Here is a 15,833-nt window from a genome sequence, read left to right on the forward strand (position 1 = left end):
TATATGGCCGGCGGCCCTGCCGCTGCTTGAGTTATCCCGGCAACCGGCAGATCCGTTCATACGCACGGCGATGGACAGCGGATTAGCACGCCAGCGAAGGCGATTTCGCGTTTATCCGATCACGCAGTCAGTGAGGTTTGTGCTGACGCAGGAGCAATTCGAGAAGTATTCCGCGTTCGCGGAAGTCGACCTCAATGGTTGGACCAGCTGGTTCATGTTGAAGATTCGAGATGGGCGCGGGGTCCGGTTCTCGCGAGTGCGGTTTATCAAAGCTCCCGTTGAGACGTACGTTGGACCGGATTGGCATGTGTCCGGTCAAGTCGAAAAACTCAATATTGATTAGCAGTTCAAAAGTCACTTTCTGGGCCCGCTTCGGCGGGCCTTTTCTTTGGGTGTCTCTATGAGTTTGGAACAGGCATTGAAAGAGGCCTACGCCAGCGCGCCACAAGACCGCGTGGTGTTCGACACGCTGGAAGTCCTGCATTCGAGGTTCGTGGACGACGAGGGCCAACGTACGGCCATCCGCGTGGTGTTGGGCTACGAGAACATCGTGGCCCGATTGGAAGGTGACGCCCCGCTACATGGCGGGCAATACGTAAATTTCATTGCGGCGGCCTTCGGGTTTTCTCTGCCGGGGTTCGAAGAGGACCAAGTGCCACAGATGAAAGTCACGCTGGATGGCGTGACACAGGAAATCATCGCTCACTTGGAGGCGGCCGCGAGCGCGCCGAGCGAGCCCATCGTAGTGATCTATCGCCCCTTTGTTTCGACGGATCTTTCCAAGCCAAGCATGGACCCGCCCATTGTGATGGAACTGACCAACGTCAACGCTGCCGGCGTCCAGATAACAGGCACGGCGACCCTGGATGACGTGCACAACGCGGCTTTTCCACGCGAGAAGTATCTGGCCAGTCGCTTTCCGGGGCTTGTGCGATGAGGGCCGACCAAATCCCCCAATTCCTGTGGAAACCGTGGGAACCCGGCGCCATTGGCCCGGACGCCTACGACTGCTGGGGCTTGCTGCGTGCGGTGCGCCTGGCGCACTTCGGGGGTGGAATTCCTGCCTGTGTCTTGGGTGAGGCTGCACGCGCCTTGCATGCCGAGAAGCTGCGCTCCGGGGAATGGGAGATCGTCCCTGCGCCGGCGCACGGCGACGGTGTGCTGATGCGCGAGGGTAGTGAGCCTCACGTGGGCATCTACCTGGAAATCGACGGCGGCGGCGTGCTGCACGCTATGCGTGGTTACGGCGTCATCTTTACTCATATGCGCGAACTTCGATTGATGGGGTTCGGGCGCTGTCAGTTTTACCGAATCCATGCCTAAAGTTCTCTTTTGCGAAAACCCCTTCCGGCCGCAGTTGAGCCGCGAGTCGGTTCCTGTGCGGGCCGGCACTCGCATCGACACAATGCTGCGCGCGCGTGGCGCGGTATCGGGCCGCGGCGAAAGGCTAGTACGCAATCACGTCTTCGTGGTGCAGGTGAACGGGGAGTATGTGCTGCAAGCCCATTGGGTGCGCAGGATTGAGACCACTGACGTTGTGGCCGTCTTCTATCTGCCCGGCGATGGTGGCAATGGCGGCTCCAATCCCATGCGAACGCTGCTCCAGGTCGCTCTGGTGGTGGCGTCCATGTGGGTGCCAGCAGCAATGGGCTTGCAGGCTGGGGCTGCGGCGGCGATGTCGGCCGGAATCATGATCGGCGGGAATCTGCTGCTGAACGCGGTTCTACCTCCACCGTCGGCGAATCTCGCTTCCGGACGCGAGCAGGCCAGCCCGACCTATGGCATCAACGCGCAAGGGAATCGGGCACGATTGCTCGAGGCAACGCCGGTGTTGTATGGCCATTTCCGCGTCTATCCGGACTTTGCCGCCGAGCCGTACGCCGAGCTGGATGGGAATCAGCAGTATCTATATCAGCTGCTGTGTATCAGCCAGGGCGAGATCGATATTGAAGAGATCCGGATTGAGGATACCCCCATCGGCAATTTCGCCGAGGTGCAATATGAAGTGATCCGGCCCGGTGGCAAGGTGACACTCTTTCCGGACAACGTGGTCACGTCCAATGCTGTCCAAGGCTTGGAATTGAAAGGGCCGAACGAGACCGACGGCGGCGCCGTGGGGCCGTTCGTGGCAAACCCGGCGGACTCGCGCGCCAACAGGATCGCCATCGATATCGCCTTTCCGGCTGGGCTGTACCGTGCGGATGATAAGGCGGACTTGAATCCTTTCACGGTTAGCTGGGATGTGCTGGCACAGGCGATCGACAATGCCGGAAATGCGATTGGCGAGTGGTTCTTGCTGGGGAGCGAGTCTTATCGCGCCTCGACGGCTACGCCTCAGGCCAAGACCTACCGTTACACCGTGCCGGAAGGGCGCTATCAGGTGCGTGCTCAACGCACAAGCAACAAGCAGACCGACACTCGATACGGCAACGTGCTGCAATGGGCAGGTATGCGGGCATACCTGCCGTCGCAGCAGTCCTACGGCAATCTGACGATGCTGGCCGTGGTCATGCGGGCCACCAACAACTTGAACCAGTCGACAGCGCGACGGATCAACGTGATTGCCACGCGTAAGCTCAAGACCTGGAATCCAGTTGATGGATGGTCCCTTTCTACTACGGCCACGCGTAACCCCGCCTGGGCGATAGCTGATGCCTGCACGAACAAAGAATATGGGCGGGGGCTGGTCGATAGCCGCATCAACTTGAACGAGCTTTACCGGCTGGCGCAGGTATGGGACAGCCGCGGCGATGAGTTCAACGGAGTATTCGACACTACGACCACGTTCTGGGACGCGCTGACCAAGATCGCCCGCGTGGGCCGCGCGAGGCCCATGTATTACGCGGGTGTGATCGACATTGTGCGCAATGAGCCGCGCACTGTGCCGACGGCGATGTTTACACCCATGAACATCGTGGCGGAGTCCTTCTCCGTGGATTACAAGTTCATGAAGTCGGACAGCCCCGATCACGTGGTGGTATCTTTCATCAACGAGGAGACATGGCAGCCTGAAGACGTGGCCTGTATTCTGCCTGGTGGTACGCAGGAGCGCCCGTATACCGTAGAACTGATCGGCTGCACGAATCGGCCGCAAGCGTGGCGGGAAGGCATCAGCATGGCGGCAGCCAACCGAGATCAGCGCCGCTTTCCCTATCTCTCGTCCGAGTTGGACGGCCTGCTGCCGAAGTATCTTGACCTTGTAGCCATCACGCACGACGTGCCCAAATGGGGGTTGTCGGGATTCGTGAGGGGGTACAGCCAGGCTACGCGCGTCCTGACCATGTCTGAGCCGCTGGAATGGTGGATCGGAGAGAACCATTACTTGAGCCTGCGCATGCTGGACGGCTCCGTGCGGGGACCGTTCCTGGTGACGCAGGGGGAGGATGAGTTCTCTGCCGTCCTGGCCAGTGCCTTGCCGGCGGATGTCGAAATTGCCTCTGGCGATACGGAGGAACCGACGTATTACCAGTTCGGACCGGGTGAGAAGAGGGCGCTCAACACGTTGGCGCTGTCGGCTACGCCCGACGAGAACGGAAGGGTAGCGCTGACTTTCGTCAACTATGCGGATTCTGTGCACACCGCTGAGCTAGGCGGGGACGTGCCGCCACCGCCGCCACCGTCACTGCTGCCTAGCAAGCCCGGCGCACCGATCGTGAACGAGGTGACGGTGTTCGCCACTTCCGTTGCCGGTGTGCAGCAAGTTTCCTGCACGCCAGCGCGCGGTGCTACGGCCTATGAGTTCCAGGCCAGCAACGATCAGGGAACGACGTGGATGCCGCTGGGGACGGTGGGGGAGCCCAGCACTAAAGCTCAGCTTTCACCTGGGGTTTGGTGGGTACGGGCGCGAGGCATCGGCACACTGCCGGGGCCGTGGAAGACGTGGCAAGGGCAGATCAGCGCCACGATGTTGCCGCCTCCCACATTAACGTCGCTCACTGCTGTCGGGCAGGTGATGGGGATCGACCTGCACTGGATCTGGCCGTCTGGTATCAATCTGCGGGCCATCGAGATTTACCGTTCGATGACCAACAGTTTTGTCGACGCCCAGCCGCTCGGTATGTTCGCATACCCGCAGGCCTCCCATTCAATTACAGGTCTCGCTAACAACGTGGCCATGTACTTCTGGGCCAGAGTCCGGGATGAGGCTGACCAGCCTGGGCCATGGTATCCGGGGGAGTTCGGCGTGCGCGGGCAGTCCAGCGCGGATCCGACGCCGCTCTTGAGTTACATGGAGGGCAAGATCGGCGCCGGGCAATTGGCGCCGGGTCTTATCGAAGAAATTCAGGCTGGCATTACCGACGAAGTATTGAAAGACATCGTAGGCGACCTGACGGGCGCCGATGTCCAGGACAAAACCTGGTTTGCAGGGAATAGCGATCGCAGCTTTGTCGGGACGGTCAGTGCGACATCCGTCATCAATGAGGGCGATTTCAGGGAGGCGATGCGCTCCATATCGCTTGCGGCCCAGACGGAGGGGAATCTTGCGGTCATCCGAGATGAGTTGCGCGTGACGGCGAACCTCACTTCCGTCACGGCTCAGAAGTTGTCGACGCTGAGTGGAAGGATGGATGAGAGCGAAGCCACGCTGCAGGAGACTCATAGCATCGCAGTAGGTGCGCAGGGAACGGCATCTGCGGCGCAACAGCTGGCGGGCAGCGCGAAGGCCACGGCTGACTCTGCTGACCTCCTGGCAACCACAACGAAACTCTCGCTCAGTTCCACGTGGATGCTCAAAGCGCAAGTGCGCCAGGATGGGCGGGTCGTGCAAGCTGGCGTTGCATTGGGGGCGTCGATCGGTGAGAACGGCCAAAACCGAAGCGAATTTCTGGTGATGGCTGACACGGTGGCTTTCCTCACCTCCCTAAACGGAAGGTTGCACTCGCCGTTCATCTTCGACGTGGCTGCGGACACCGCCTATTTCGATACCGCATTCATCAAGAACGGAACCATAGGTTCTGGGAAGTTCGTGGATGAATTGCTCTCCGATGCCACCGATAGCCAAGGCAGGCCGCTGCTTTACATGAATATGAGAACCGGACAAACAATCTGGCGGACGCAGGGGGCCAGCGGGGAGCGCTCGGAGATGGGCGGCCCTGGCTATCGCTGGTACTACCCGAATGGGCAACTTGGCGTACGACTTGGAGGCGGAAGCTAATGGCATCTCCATTCGAGATTTTTGCTGCTGATGGGTCCCCGCTCATTACCGGTCTTACGAAGTGTGCTCGTCAGTTCGGGGAGGTGACAACGGGAACCTCGGACGGCGCCGTCAGCATTCCGGAACTAGCTTCCGGCAGTCCGTGGATCGCAACCCAGACTCTGGGGTATGCAAACAGCCTCAGCGCACCGCAGATCTTCTTGAACGGCACGGTCATTTCCTGGAAGTTCAGCGGTGCGCCAGGCGCGAGGGCGAGTGCGAAGATTCTTTATGGAGTGAAGTGATGGCGTTGGCGGCATTGGAGATCTATACCGACGCCGGGGATTTAATCGTTGACAGCAGGAACGTCAACTACTTCCTCAGGCACAAGGGTACGGCGTATAGGACGAACGAACAGTTCAGCGTCGTCACTCTGCCCTGTTCATCTCCGGTCGTATTTCTTCGACCGTTGGATGGCGGCTCAACGGCATGCCTATGGGTGGGGCAGAGCGGCGGGGACTATACGTTTCGGTTTGCGGGTGATGTCGAGTATTACATCTTCGACAAGCCGTGGCAGACCGGCGGCGCGCTGGACATATTCTCAGAAGATGGGCGCCACATTTTCATGAGCGGCGCCCATCCGCTGAATATTGTCGGCAGCGCGGCCATCGGGCCCTATTGGACGGCCAGCCGAAATGCGCACTTGGATGGGACTTTGTGGGCCGGCCTGCCGGCATCAAAGTATGCGGTCAACCAGTCGTTCATTCGGCAGGGCTACAACTGCATGCCTGAGATGGGGGGCGGCTGGTCGGCCTTTCTATATCCCGAGAAGTTCTACGCGCATCCGCAAGGCTTCGTCGCGGCATTTCCCGACTCAGGCGTGAAGTTCTTCGGCTGGGCGCCGATCTACAGCAACACATTTTTTAGCTACGCCGAGACCTGCATGTTCTCGGTGATTGACGTGTCCGGCTTTCTTTGAAGCGGCGCACTAAGGAACAACATGACCAATGAACAGATGCAGATGCAAATGCATGAAGTGCTGGTGCGCAATGTTGGAAGTCGTTTGACGCCGGAGTTGATCAATGGGCTTACGGCGAGGCTCCACCAGATCGCGCTGGAGTGCATGCAAGCTCGAGCTATTGCTGAGAGCGATCAGCATACTGAAGCGGGGACGTAATGCCGGATCTTGCTCCATACAAGGTTGACCTTGATACACCGCAGCCGAGCGGCGGGCGGGGCGAGGCGCCGCGATCGGCGTTCACCAAGTTCAACAGCATGGTTGAAACTCTCTCGGGCGTTGCTGATGGCGCTTACGATTCGACGCCCGGCCGCTTGCTCAAAGTGGGCTATGGGGGGTTGGGTATCAAGTTCACGCTCAATGAGTCCCGGGACTGCAACGATATCCCCTCGCTTATGCCAGGTCGCGGAACCTGGAACGAGCTGATCGGACCCAACAACCCGAACAGCCCCGGCAATGGTGAGTTCTGGTACATCGAGCAGTACCGCTACACGGATGCCGTTACGCAAATCGCGATTCCCTATTATGCGACGTCCAATTCATTGGGTGTCGTAGAACGCACCCGGTACGAGGGCGTCTGGTCGGGTGGTTGGTCTTCGTCCGGCCAGCGCGCCAGAACTGCCGCGGCGGCAGCACAAGCAAAGGCCGATGCTGCGATGGTGGCGGCTGCGGGCGCACTGACGGAGCGAGGTTCCAACAGCCTGGGCTCTTGGCTGCGGTTCGGTGACGGGACGCAGCTGGCCTACATCAGGCAGAACGTGAGTCTTGCGGGTGCTACCTGGACGAGCAACACGGCGGGGCTTTCGTACTTGAGCCTTGGGAGTATGTCCTATCCCGTGGCGTTTGTTGGCGAGAATCCAGTGGTCCTGGAGTTGTCGTACACGGATAGCGATATTTCAGGCCGATCCGCATATTGGTCGGCAGCACCTACCGGTGTAGGGCTGACTCAGTTTTCCGCCACCGGCTACCTTTCTGCACCCGTAAGCCCTGCGCCTGTTGGCGGGTCAGGCGCTTTTCGAGCAACGCTACTGGGGAGATGGAAATGATCATCAACGTTATCCCTCTGTGTCTGCCGCCCGGCGAGACGCCAGATCTGCTGGTTACGCGTGACGGCGATGCGCTGGTGATAAACGGCGATCGGTTCGACTTCGGGCCGCTGGAGGAGGGGCAGGTATTGCCCGAGGGGGCGGTAGTAAGCGGCCACGTCTGGGGCCGGGTGGCGCGCCAGGACGGCCGCATCCACATTACCTTGAGAGTGCCCCATGCCTCGGATGCGAGCGAGGCGGCGCGTTTCCCGAGTCCTCTCATTGACCCGCCAAATGGTGTCTTGGAGTTCGCAACATGATCGATTGGGGGAAAGTGGAAAGTGCCGAGTCGCAACTCGCTAAATCGAAGGTCTCGCAGCGGGAGCGGGTGGAGGCCGATTTCGGGCTGAGGGTCGCGAAGATCATGACTGAGGGCTCTGCGGTTGACCGTCTGATGTGGCCTGTTCAGCAGCTTGAGGCTCTGGCCTGGCAGAAGAGCGCGGCCGCCGAGACTCCGTATCTTGATGGGCTCGCGGCAGCTCAGGGAAAGGATCCCGGCGAGGTGCGTTCCGCAGCGCTCGCGCGAGTGTTGGCTTTGATGTCAGAGAGCCAGGCGCTGACCGCGCAGCGTCAACGCCTGCTTGACGCGATTGAGGCTGCACAGACTGCCGAGGAGGTCACTTCCGTTGTTTGGCAGTAGCCGTGCTGATGTTCATTGTGCAGCCCGCTTCGGCGGGTTTTTTTTCGTCCATACGGGAGGCAATCATGCGAACCGTCTACAGGAGCAGTGCAACTATGGAACCGAGTTCTACGGGGCTGGGAGGCCTCGCGGCCTTGAAGGTCGCAATGGCATACGGCATTCCCGCGGCGATTGCTGCGATCCTCGGGCTACTGATCATGCCGCCCCGGACGGCAAGGGAGTTCACCGTCCGAACGGTCTCTACCGTGGCGTGCTCGTTCCTGTTCGGCCCCGGATTGGCTGCGGCCGTGATCGCCTGGAAGCCCAGCCTGATGGAGGCCATGACGTGGCTCGCCCAGCATGGGGCCGGCAGTGATGACGCACTGCTGGCGAAGTTCTATGTATTGGGTCCGAGCATGTTGATCGCGGGGCTGCCGGCCTGGTGGGTCCTGGGCGCCTACATGCGGTGGATGGCGACGATGCGCCAAAAGGGCCTGCTGGAATGGGTGGCCGAGGCGCGCGCAAAGCTGTTTGGCGTGCGACCTGGTGGGGAGGGCTGATCGTGGACCTGAAGACGATTGTTCGGACGGCGGTTAATCCCGCGCTGGCACTGCTGCCGGCCAAGATGGACACGCCCGCGGCACGCGTCCAGTTGCTGGCTACCGGCCTGCAGGAAAGTCGCTTTCTGCATCGGCGTCAGCTTGGCAATGGGCCGGCCCGCGGATTGTGGCAGTTTGAGCGCGGGGGCGGCGTACGTGGGGTGCTCACCCACCCGGCGAGCCGCGAGTATGCGTACGGGGTCTGCGGCCTGCGCGGTGTGGAACCGGTGGCTGCGGCAGTGCATCCCGAGCTGGAGTTCGACGACGTGCTGGCGGCGGTCTTCGCGCGCCTGCTCATGTGGACGGACGCCTGGCGCCTGCCTGCGGTCGGTGATGTGGAAGGCGGTTGGGATATGTACATCCGGACCTGGCGGCCCGGCAAGCCGCACCCGCAAACCTGGGGCGGGCTATACGCCCAGGCAGTAGTTGAAGTTGGAGGCGGCTATGCCGGTGTGGCTTGAGCGAATCAAGGGATGGCTATTGCTGGCCGGCCTAGCGCTGGCAGCGTTGGCCAGTGTCTTCTACCGCGGGCGGGCGACGGGGCGGCAAGCAGAGCGCCAGGAGCGGCAGGAACAGATCAACGAACAGGCGGCGCAGGCGCGCCGGGAGGTACGCAATGTACAGCTTGAGACGGCTCGGATGGACGATGGCGCTATTGCTGATGAGCTTGAGCGTGATTGGGTGCGCGGCGCCGGCCCGCGTGGGCGTTGAGTATTGCGACCACGCGCGCCCGTTTTACTTCGAGTCCAAGGAACAGGTCCGCGCCACGCCGGAGTCAGTTCGGCGGAAGATCCTGGAGGACAACAAGGAGTGGAAGGCATTGTGCGACTATTCGCACGCGGAGTTGTCCGGTATAAATGTCGCGCGGTAAATGCTGAGGGCAGCCTGTCGTACACTTCGGCGAGAACAATTACCAATAAAGGATGAGTATGCGCCTTTGCCTTTCTTTGGCGGCTTCGGTTTTGCTAGTCGGCTGTACCGCGACCAATGTGGACCATCGAACTGCGGCGCCTGTTCCCGCATCTCGGATTCTGGAAGCGAAGGCAGTGGCCGCGGAGGATGACAAGGTGGAAATCTACTTTAAGCGGGATTCTGGCCTGCCTTTGGTGGAAAGCTATCCCACGCTCACTATTGGAGGCCGACCCATCGCGAGGATTGGAAAGGGTGAGGTGTTGAAGGTGTTTCTCAAACCTGGGACCTATGTGTTTGGCATCCCTACAGATATCCTCGATAGCGACACGTACGCAATGACTGTGCAAGTTGGGGGTGAAAATCCAACGGTCTACAGGATTGCATTTCAATATGGCGGCATGCGAATTCAACCAACGGCTGGCCTGTAAAGAAGCTCGCTGCGCTTGCTCACCGCGGCGCCATCCCCTTGCGCAGCTTGCGCGGCGATTCCAGTAGGTCGGCCGCCATTTCTTCGTACTCCCGGATACAGGGCTCCTTGCTCTTCATATCGATGAGGATGTCGAATACCGTTCCCATCACGCCGGATGGCCGTCGGAACTCACCTTCGAGCTGATGGAATCGCAGGACGAACGCGCGCTTCTGCCTTGCCTCATGTAGGAGGGCAAGAATGTCGGGCTCTATGCTGCCATCGGGCCTGGTGTGGCGCAGCCTGATGGCATGAAGCTCGGCGTAGGTGAGCGGGTCTTTGAACGGCATGGCGGAAAATACTGGTTGGATATCCAGTATATTCCGCCTTAAATGGGGTCGATTGCATCCGGCATCTGGTACTTGGAATTGCCCACCTCCTGCCGCACGGGGTACCAGGTGAAGGCGATTTCTGGTAGTCCACGCTCAAGCAGCGCCAGGGCTTCGCCGGTTGGGCGGTCCGGATCCATCCATTGCAGGGCGAGGTCGGGTGGCAATGCCACTGGCCGGCGGTCGTGCACGTCGATCATGCCACCCGCGGCGTCGTTCGTGACAATGGCAAAGCCGTGGGCTTCGTCCGGTTCGGCGCCGGGCCGCCAGTTGCTTAGGCCGGCGAAGAAGAGCGGGGCGTTGTCTGCGGCGTGGATGTAGTAAGGCTGCTTGGGAGGCTTCGGCCCGGTGCCTAGTGGCTTCCATTCATACCAGCCATCCGCCGGCACCAGGATGCGGCCGCGCCCCGTCAGCATCTTCCAAGGCCACTTGTTGCCGAGGATCTTGTCGAGCCTGGCGCAGTTCATGGCGTACTTCGAACCGCTCGGGCGCCAGGTCCACCACTGCCGATCGACTTCGAAGTTGCCGGCCAGGCGGTGCATGGTCAGCGGCCGCGTGCCTGGCGGGATGTTGTAGCGTGGCCCGGCCGAGTCGGTGAAGATCTGACGCTGGTTCGGGAACATCCGTTCCACGTAGTCCATGGGGCCGGACTTCTGCGCGATACGGCCGCACATAGACACTCCAATAGCAAGGGGCGCTCACCGTAGTTTTGTTCTTTTAGAGGTTCGTAAGTCGCAACGTTTCGTGTTCGAAAATGTCAAAGGGTAATATAGCGTTGGCGCGAGCGAAAAAGGATGCGGCATGAGCGACATGGACTTATCCCCGACAGTTCATAAAAGAGAGGCCCGTAAGGCGGAGCGGGAGGTGGTAAATGTCTGCGAAGCCTATTCCGCATTAGACGCGGTCTCGACGCCACTGGGGTTCGCAAAGGAACTTCGTGAGATAGCGCACCATTTCCTCAAGATTCGGAGCTACGGCGATCTATCGAGCAGTCAGACACAGACGCTTAGACAGGTACAGGATCTTGCTGGGGCGGCACTGTCGATTTTAGACGGGGCACGTCGCAGTGTATTTGAGATCCCGACAAGCTATCTTGACGACCTCAGGCGCGTTTCGATGCAGATCGAAGCGTCCATTTCCGAGAAGCTGGCCGGATCGGACCTACGCGATAGACGGCATTCAGAGGACGCATTGGCCCTTGCTGTAGCAAAGGCCGTGCAAATCGAGGTTGCGCGGCATGAGCTTGCTTTTCGACAGACGGAATCGTTGAACGACGAGTTGCGGAGCCGATTGCAGAAATTGGTCGAAACTGAAGCTGAGGTCAGAAAGAGGACCACCGCACTGTCAAATGACACTGCAGATGCTCTAAATCGTATGCAGCGTTCTGAAGAAGAGTCTCGCAAGGCAATCCAAGATTTTCAGGATAGGCTTGTGAAGTGGAATGCCGACTGGGATAAGCAGGTGGATGGCTCACGTCGTGAGGCGTCAGATCTGATCGAGGAACTGAGGTCTTTGAAGACGGAGGCTAAGGACTTATTGCAGGTCGTCGGGGAAAATGGAGCATCAGCAGGGTATCGACAAGAAGCTGACAACAGCAAGAGAAGCCGATTTTGGTGGCAAATATTTACCGTCGCATTCTTTTGCCTATGGATTTGCGCGTCGGTATGGGCATTTCATCTGACGAAGGATCTGCCTTTGACGTGGCCACTTGCCGCGAGACAATTTGTGGTGTCTCTGCCATTTGTTCTGCTATCGGCATTTGGGGCGCTTCAAGTTTCACGGGCAAACGCTGGGGATCTTTCTAACCAACGAGCAGCTTTGGAAATCCATGCGCTGGGTCCATTGCTGGCCGGTCTACCCGAAGCAGATCAAGTCCGCGTTCGTCAGACTATCATTCCCAGGTTCTTCGGCATGGAGATTGGCCGACCTGTTGAACGAAGCGAAAATGCAGATACTGCGGAGGTGCTGTCGTTACTTGACAAGCTCTCAGCCCTGTTTAAGAAGAGCTAGTGTTAGTAATGAAGCTGAATTTGGCCACTTTCAGCACCTGGTAGCGGTGGCATTGCCTTCCCATTGTAAGGGCCAGTATAGGATCAGCCCAGGCCTGCCGCGTCCTCTGGATGGCGCTCAAGGTAGTAGACCAGCGCGCGGACGATCAGAAGAATCATGCGTTGCTGGGCAATGGGCAGCGAGTCGAATTGCGCCGGGGTGAAGTATTCGTCGTAGGGCCAGGGTTCCATACGAGCCAGTCTAGCTAGATCGTGTAGGGCAGTCGCGATCGAACGCTAGAAATCGGACAGAAGGACGCGGCGACTTGCTTGCGCGGCCGATAAATGCTCGAGAGGGAGAGCATTCGGTCCGCGCTTTTGAGACCATTTGAACCTCATGCCTTCAGAAGGCCAATGAAGGCCGCAAGAACGGCTACGACGGCAGATAGAAACCCCAAAACCATTTGAAGCCTGTCCGCCGATTTGTGCTTTTGGGAATCTTCTAGGTATCTGTCCAAGCTAACTAGCGCGCTTGGATGTACAAGGTAAGTTCCGTCCGGACTTCTCGTAAGTTCTCCAGTCTCAACAAGCGAATCGAGGACAAAGCGCCAACTTATTTGGGTTTGACCCGAATCGGGGTGTCGATTCAATCTGGAGCTACGAGGTACAAAATCGGTCACGGAAATGGAAGGTTCGCGCTGACTCTGAGCGACTGAGACAGCCTTGTGCAGGGCAGTAAGGCGTGCTGCCCTAGGAAGGTTTGTACGGTTGAATGCCCATTGTTGAAAGCGGTCCTCTAGATCCGCGACCCGATACCACCTTAGTCGCTCAAACCAAACGAACTTGCGCAAGGAGTCAAAACGGAACTCGTGGCGCCTGTAGTAGTGTCGAATCGTGATTGGGCACCGCAAGAATAGATCGAGTGGAACTACCGTCGGTGCCGCATCTACTCCGTCCACAACTGCGCGAACAGATACACCTTCTGGCTCATAGCTATCCAGCAGCCAGAAATTTCTGTCATCCGCCCCTGGAACGTAAACTTCGAAGTAGTCTCTTCCTCGTAGTCGCTCTTCTCCAGACGTAGGAATGCGATTCGGGGCAACTCTTCGAAGAGCAATAGACAACGCTCGTTTTACGAGCCTACGGGAGCGGGGAGGGTCAGCGCTTTCTGGAAAATTCATGACGTTTTACGAGTGGTCGCTTAGGGTAGGCGGGCGCGGTAGTTTACCGTCTAAAACTCGATTGCCGGGGTAGGAAAAACAGTGACTTACGCTCGCCAGTCGCACAGTCTGAATTAGACCTTCCGGCAGCGAAAAACCATTGAAAACAACGGGTTGGATTCGAAGTTCAATAGTCTGACCGAATACATCGTGGTCGTGGCCTTGGTCGCCGTAGCGGCCATAGCGGTGTATCAGTACTTCGGCCAGGTGGTGCGATCGCAGACCGCCGCCATGGCGCGTGAACTTGCCGGCGAGGACGGCGGAGCGCAGAGCCGTGCGGCGCAACAGGCGGCGCAGAAAGCGGCGGCGCAGACCAAGGCGCGGTCGCTCAAGTCCTTCACCGGCAATGCCGCGGATGCGAAGTGATTACACGTTCTTGCGCATCGCTTACCCACCAGCGTGGCCAGGCGCTGGTCCTGGGCCTGCTGATGGTGGCGGTGGGGGGCATCTCCCTGGTCGTGCTGTACAACCTGGGCCAGACCGTGGGAGCGCGTCAGCGGCTGACGCATGCCGCGGACGCGGCGGCGTATAGCGGGGCGCTGGAGCAAGCGCGCGCGCTCAATGCCCTTGCCTATATCAACCGGACGCAGATCGCGCATCAGGTCGCCATGGCCCATCTGGTCACGCTAGGTGCGTCGGCGCAATACGCCCGCACCCTGCAGTCTCAGCGCAATCGCCGCAATCCGCCCGCGGGCTTGATCACCATGTTGTTTGGTCCGGATGTCGGCATGGCCTATCAAACCGCGCAAGCCGTGCCTGATGCGGAACAGAGGCTGGCAGCGGCGTTCGGCGAGCACGACAGAGTCGTCCACCAGGTCCTGGAAGCCGCCGCGGCGTCCGCTGTCGCCGGTCTGACGGATTCGCGCGGTCGCATCATGAACAAGGTCCTGGTCGCCAATCTTGTGGAGGATGTTCCGACACTCGGCGCAGATGGCGTGCATGCCAGAGGCGCCAGTTTGCGGCTGCTGACGGACGGGTGGCCTGGCTACGTGGGGCGCCGCCTGGCCATGCGCGACGCAGGTCTGCGACCCGCCGTCGAGCAGGCGGTGGAACGCTATGGCTTCCTCAATCGCCGTAGCGCCACACGGCGCAATCCGTGGATGGTTCAACCGCTATGCCCGCTGCATCGTCACGAGCTGCGGCGCCGGGGCTCTACCTGGTTGGGACCGGACGGGCGTTGGGGGGCGCTGGACACCCAGTCCTACCATGCACTGCGCTTCAACCGCTGGAGGGGCTGCTACTTTCGCGAATACGCCATGGGCTGGGGCACGGCGCAGGGGCAGAAGATCAAATCGCCCGAAGGCCTGGAGTACGTGGATGAGCCGCCGCTCGATTTTTCCGACCAGGATTTCTGGCGCTGGGTGGAACTGTCAACAAAGTGGGATCTGCTCAATGACATAAGCAATCCCATGGCCAACTCATACGCCATGGCTGCCGCCCAGCGCTGGCCGGGCCGGGGCCTGCCCGCCTATCGCGAAGTCGCTTTGTCGCGCAGCGGCGATTCCCTGCGCTTCGCGATCGCCGTCCGGCTTGCCGGTACATCCTTGAAAACCACGGATGCGGAAAGCGCGGTCCGGGCGCCCGCGGGAGAGTTCCGCTATGCCGCCCTCGGTCCGGAGGGCGCCGTTACCGTGACCTCAGCGGCGGAGACCTACTTTGCCCGGCCGGAACCACGCGCCGACGGCCGTGATGAACTTGCCACGCTTTTCCGTCCCTACTGGCAAGCGCGCCTGTCGGCCGTTACCGTGGGCGAGGCTGCGCGGGCAAGGGGGACGCCATGAATCGGATTCGCACGCGGCAGCAAGGGCAGGCCTTGATCGAAGCGTTGCTGATGCTGCCGCTGCTGGCCCTGCTGCTTTGGGCGGCATCCTGGATAGGCGGATTGCAGTTCACGGCTCAGGAAGTCGCGCAGGCCAGCCGCCGGGCCGCGATGGCCGGCGCCTTGGGGCAACCCTCGCAGAATCAGCACGCTCCAAGTGGCACGGCGCTGTCGCGGAATGCCAGCGCGCTGCCTGGTATCGCGCCAGCCCAGGTCACCGCCTTGCAGGACGAATGGTTCGGCGCGGAACTGAAACTGATGACCGCGACGGCAAGCACTGCGCGCCGTGACCGGGACAATGCGGCCTGGTTGCGCATCGCCCGCCGCACGCACGTGGCAAGCGGCGCCGGGTATGCGCACGGCGACACCGACGCGCAGCGCCGCATCGGCCGTGCGCCAACATTCTGGCGCAGGGCTGAAAGCGCTTCGCTGGCGGAGGCAAGGCGTTTGAAGCCTGTTGTCGACCGCCTGGACGGGCCGTGGCGCAGGCCTGGCCTGTCGCTGGACTGGCTGTCCGAATGGGCGGATGTGGTGCCCGCGGATCGGCTTAGCAATCGCAAGGGGGCGGGCAAATGATCGGACTTTGTCTTTCGCCATTGCCTGTGGGGCAGGTTGCCCCATGGGGTAGTGGTTGGCGGACGTTG

Annotated in this window: 19 protein-coding genes; 16 read left to right on the forward strand and 3 right to left on the reverse strand. The window is 60.2% G+C overall.

Features of this window, described 5'->3' with window-relative positions; genetic code table 11:
* Nucleotides 1-400 precede the first annotated feature (400 nt).
* The 12 genes from AC3WOB_RS27600 to AC3WOB_RS27655 all read left to right on the forward strand — a co-directional run bounded on the left by AC3WOB_RS27600 (nucleotide 401) and on the right by AC3WOB_RS27655 (nucleotide 9,795).
* The gene (locus AC3WOB_RS27600) at nucleotides 401-937 is read left to right on the forward strand and encodes a DUF1833 family protein (RefSeq protein ID WP_492276803.1); all 537 of its coding nucleotides are present in this window, start codon (nucleotides 401-403) and stop codon (nucleotides 935-937) included.
* Nucleotides 934-1,323, forward strand: coding sequence for an NlpC/P60 family protein (locus AC3WOB_RS27605; RefSeq protein ID WP_492276804.1), 390 nt, complete (start codon nucleotides 934-936; stop codon nucleotides 1,321-1,323). Before AC3WOB_RS27600 ends, AC3WOB_RS27605 begins: the two co-directional genes overlap by 4 nt.
* Nucleotides 1,316-5,155 (forward strand): host specificity factor TipJ family phage tail protein, encoded by a 3,840-nt coding sequence (locus AC3WOB_RS27610; RefSeq protein ID WP_492276805.1) that lies wholly within the window; start codon nucleotides 1,316-1,318, stop codon nucleotides 5,153-5,155. Before AC3WOB_RS27605 ends, AC3WOB_RS27610 begins: the two co-directional genes overlap by 8 nt.
* 283 nt (nucleotides 5,156-5,438) lie before the next feature.
* Nucleotides 5,439-6,113 (forward strand): hypothetical protein, encoded by a 675-nt coding sequence (locus tag AC3WOB_RS27615; protein WP_492276806.1) that lies wholly within the window; start codon nucleotides 5,439-5,441, stop codon nucleotides 6,111-6,113.
* Nucleotides 6,114-6,134: 21 nt separating this feature from the next.
* Nucleotides 6,135-6,311, forward strand: coding sequence for a hypothetical protein (locus AC3WOB_RS27620; RefSeq protein ID WP_492276807.1), 177 nt, complete (start codon nucleotides 6,135-6,137; stop codon nucleotides 6,309-6,311).
* The gene (locus tag AC3WOB_RS27625; RefSeq protein ID WP_492276808.1) at nucleotides 6,311-7,198 is read left to right on the forward strand and encodes a pyocin knob domain-containing protein; all 888 of its coding nucleotides are present in this window, start codon (nucleotides 6,311-6,313) and stop codon (nucleotides 7,196-7,198) included. Before AC3WOB_RS27620 ends, AC3WOB_RS27625 begins: the two co-directional genes overlap by 1 nt.
* The gene (locus AC3WOB_RS27630; protein WP_492276809.1) at nucleotides 7,195-7,497 is read left to right on the forward strand and encodes a hypothetical protein; all 303 of its coding nucleotides are present in this window, start codon (nucleotides 7,195-7,197) and stop codon (nucleotides 7,495-7,497) included. The genes AC3WOB_RS27625 and AC3WOB_RS27630 overlap by 4 nt, the downstream gene beginning before the upstream one ends.
* Complete coding sequence (locus tag AC3WOB_RS27635) at nucleotides 7,494-7,877, forward strand: hypothetical protein (protein ID WP_492276810.1); 384 nt, start codon at nucleotides 7,494-7,496, stop codon at nucleotides 7,875-7,877. The genes AC3WOB_RS27630 and AC3WOB_RS27635 overlap by 4 nt, the downstream gene beginning before the upstream one ends.
* A 95-nt stretch (nucleotides 7,878-7,972) precedes the next feature.
* Complete coding sequence (locus AC3WOB_RS27640) at nucleotides 7,973-8,416, forward strand: hypothetical protein (protein WP_492276811.1); 444 nt, start codon at nucleotides 7,973-7,975, stop codon at nucleotides 8,414-8,416.
* Nucleotides 8,417-8,418: 2 nt separating this feature from the next.
* On the forward strand, nucleotides 8,419-8,916 hold the full coding sequence (locus AC3WOB_RS27645; protein ID WP_492276812.1) for a hypothetical protein: 498 nt from the start codon (nucleotides 8,419-8,421) through the stop codon (nucleotides 8,914-8,916).
* The gene (locus AC3WOB_RS27650; RefSeq protein ID WP_492276813.1) at nucleotides 8,900-9,166 is read left to right on the forward strand and encodes a hypothetical protein; all 267 of its coding nucleotides are present in this window, start codon (nucleotides 8,900-8,902) and stop codon (nucleotides 9,164-9,166) included. Before AC3WOB_RS27645 ends, AC3WOB_RS27650 begins: the two co-directional genes overlap by 17 nt.
* A gap of 212 nt (nucleotides 9,167-9,378) precedes the next feature.
* Nucleotides 9,379-9,795 carry a hypothetical protein gene (locus tag AC3WOB_RS27655; protein WP_492276814.1) on the forward strand — a complete coding sequence of 139 codons (417 nt, stop codon included), beginning with the start codon at nucleotides 9,379-9,381 and terminating at the stop codon, nucleotides 9,793-9,795.
* 19 nt (nucleotides 9,796-9,814) lie between these two features.
* Here AC3WOB_RS27655 and AC3WOB_RS27660 read toward each other — a convergent pair whose 3' ends face one another.
* Both AC3WOB_RS27660 and AC3WOB_RS27665 read right to left on the reverse strand, forming a co-directional pair.
* Complete coding sequence (locus AC3WOB_RS27660) at nucleotides 9,815-10,123, reverse strand: hypothetical protein (protein ID WP_492276815.1); 309 nt, start codon at nucleotides 10,121-10,123, stop codon at nucleotides 9,815-9,817.
* 38 nt (nucleotides 10,124-10,161) lie between these two features.
* The gene (locus AC3WOB_RS27665; protein ID WP_492276816.1) at nucleotides 10,162-10,836 is read right to left on the reverse strand and encodes an SOS response-associated peptidase; all 675 of its coding nucleotides are present in this window, start codon (nucleotides 10,834-10,836) and stop codon (nucleotides 10,162-10,164) included.
* A 127-nt stretch (nucleotides 10,837-10,963) separates the two neighbouring features.
* Between AC3WOB_RS27665 and AC3WOB_RS27670 the strand changes: the two genes are divergently transcribed.
* Nucleotides 10,964-12,172: a hypothetical protein gene (locus AC3WOB_RS27670; RefSeq protein ID WP_492276817.1), complete on the forward strand. Its 1,209-nt coding sequence runs from the start codon at nucleotides 10,964-10,966 to the stop codon at nucleotides 12,170-12,172.
* Between the two features lie 83 nt (nucleotides 12,173-12,255).
* Here AC3WOB_RS27670 and AC3WOB_RS27675 read toward each other — a convergent pair whose 3' ends face one another.
* The gene (locus AC3WOB_RS27675; RefSeq protein ID WP_492276818.1) at nucleotides 12,256-12,402 is read right to left on the reverse strand and encodes a hypothetical protein; all 147 of its coding nucleotides are present in this window, start codon (nucleotides 12,400-12,402) and stop codon (nucleotides 12,256-12,258) included.
* A gap of 1,082 nt (nucleotides 12,403-13,484) precedes the next feature.
* On the opposite strand from AC3WOB_RS27675, the gene AC3WOB_RS27680 reads away from it, so the two are divergent.
* Genes AC3WOB_RS27680 through AC3WOB_RS27690 form a run of 3 tightly spaced genes read left to right on the forward strand, consistent with a single transcriptional unit; the run spans nucleotide 13,485 to nucleotide 15,765 of the window.
* Nucleotides 13,485-13,736 (forward strand): hypothetical protein, encoded by a 252-nt coding sequence (locus AC3WOB_RS27680; protein ID WP_492276819.1) that lies wholly within the window; start codon nucleotides 13,485-13,487, stop codon nucleotides 13,734-13,736.
* A complete protein-coding gene (locus tag AC3WOB_RS27685; protein ID WP_492276820.1) occupies nucleotides 13,733-15,151 on the forward strand; it encodes a pilus assembly protein TadG-related protein in 1,419 nt (472 codons plus the stop codon). Before AC3WOB_RS27680 ends, AC3WOB_RS27685 begins: the two co-directional genes overlap by 4 nt.
* Complete coding sequence (locus AC3WOB_RS27690) at nucleotides 15,148-15,765, forward strand: pilus assembly protein (protein WP_492276821.1); 618 nt, start codon at nucleotides 15,148-15,150, stop codon at nucleotides 15,763-15,765. The genes AC3WOB_RS27685 and AC3WOB_RS27690 overlap by 4 nt, the downstream gene beginning before the upstream one ends.
* Nucleotides 15,766-15,833: the final 68 nt, after the last annotated feature.

The sequence above is a fragment of the Achromobacter sp. FW305-C-30-7 genome (genome assembly GCF_058783105.1).

Bases quoted from the DNA above. Each gene is read 5' to 3' on its own strand.
- AC3WOB_RS27600 (WP_492276803.1), top strand. From the start codon at position 401: ATGAGTTTGGAACAGGCATTGAAAGAGGCCTACGCCAGCGCGCCACAA.
- AC3WOB_RS27605 (WP_492276804.1), top strand. From the start codon at position 934: ATGAGGGCCGACCAAATCCCCCAATTCCTGTGGAAACCGTGGGAACCC.
- AC3WOB_RS27610 (WP_492276805.1), top strand. From the start codon at position 1,316: ATGCCTAAAGTTCTCTTTTGCGAAAACCCCTTCCGGCCGCAGTTGAGC.
- AC3WOB_RS27615 (WP_492276806.1), top strand. From the start codon at position 5,439: ATGGCGTTGGCGGCATTGGAGATCTATACCGACGCCGGGGATTTAATC.
- AC3WOB_RS27620 (WP_492276807.1), top strand. From the start codon at position 6,135: ATGACCAATGAACAGATGCAGATGCAAATGCATGAAGTGCTGGTGCGC.
- AC3WOB_RS27625 (WP_492276808.1), top strand. From the start codon at position 6,311: ATGCCGGATCTTGCTCCATACAAGGTTGACCTTGATACACCGCAGCCG.
- AC3WOB_RS27630 (WP_492276809.1), top strand. From the start codon at position 7,195: ATGATCATCAACGTTATCCCTCTGTGTCTGCCGCCCGGCGAGACGCCA.
- AC3WOB_RS27635 (WP_492276810.1), top strand. From the start codon at position 7,494: ATGATCGATTGGGGGAAAGTGGAAAGTGCCGAGTCGCAACTCGCTAAA.
- AC3WOB_RS27640 (WP_492276811.1), top strand. From the start codon at position 7,973: ATGGAACCGAGTTCTACGGGGCTGGGAGGCCTCGCGGCCTTGAAGGTC.
- AC3WOB_RS27650 (WP_492276813.1), top strand. From the start codon at position 8,900: ATGCCGGTGTGGCTTGAGCGAATCAAGGGATGGCTATTGCTGGCCGGC.
- AC3WOB_RS27655 (WP_492276814.1), top strand. From the start codon at position 9,379: ATGAGTATGCGCCTTTGCCTTTCTTTGGCGGCTTCGGTTTTGCTAGTC.
- AC3WOB_RS27660 (WP_492276815.1), bottom strand. From the start codon at position 10,123: ATGCCGTTCAAAGACCCGCTCACCTACGCCGAGCTTCATGCCATCAGG.
- AC3WOB_RS27665 (WP_492276816.1), bottom strand. From the start codon at position 10,836: ATGTGCGGCCGTATCGCGCAGAAGTCCGGCCCCATGGACTACGTGGAA.
- AC3WOB_RS27670 (WP_492276817.1), top strand. From the start codon at position 10,964: ATGAGCGACATGGACTTATCCCCGACAGTTCATAAAAGAGAGGCCCGT.
- AC3WOB_RS27675 (WP_492276818.1), bottom strand. From the start codon at position 12,402: ATGGAACCCTGGCCCTACGACGAATACTTCACCCCGGCGCAATTCGAC.
- AC3WOB_RS27690 (WP_492276821.1), top strand. From the start codon at position 15,148: ATGAATCGGATTCGCACGCGGCAGCAAGGGCAGGCCTTGATCGAAGCG.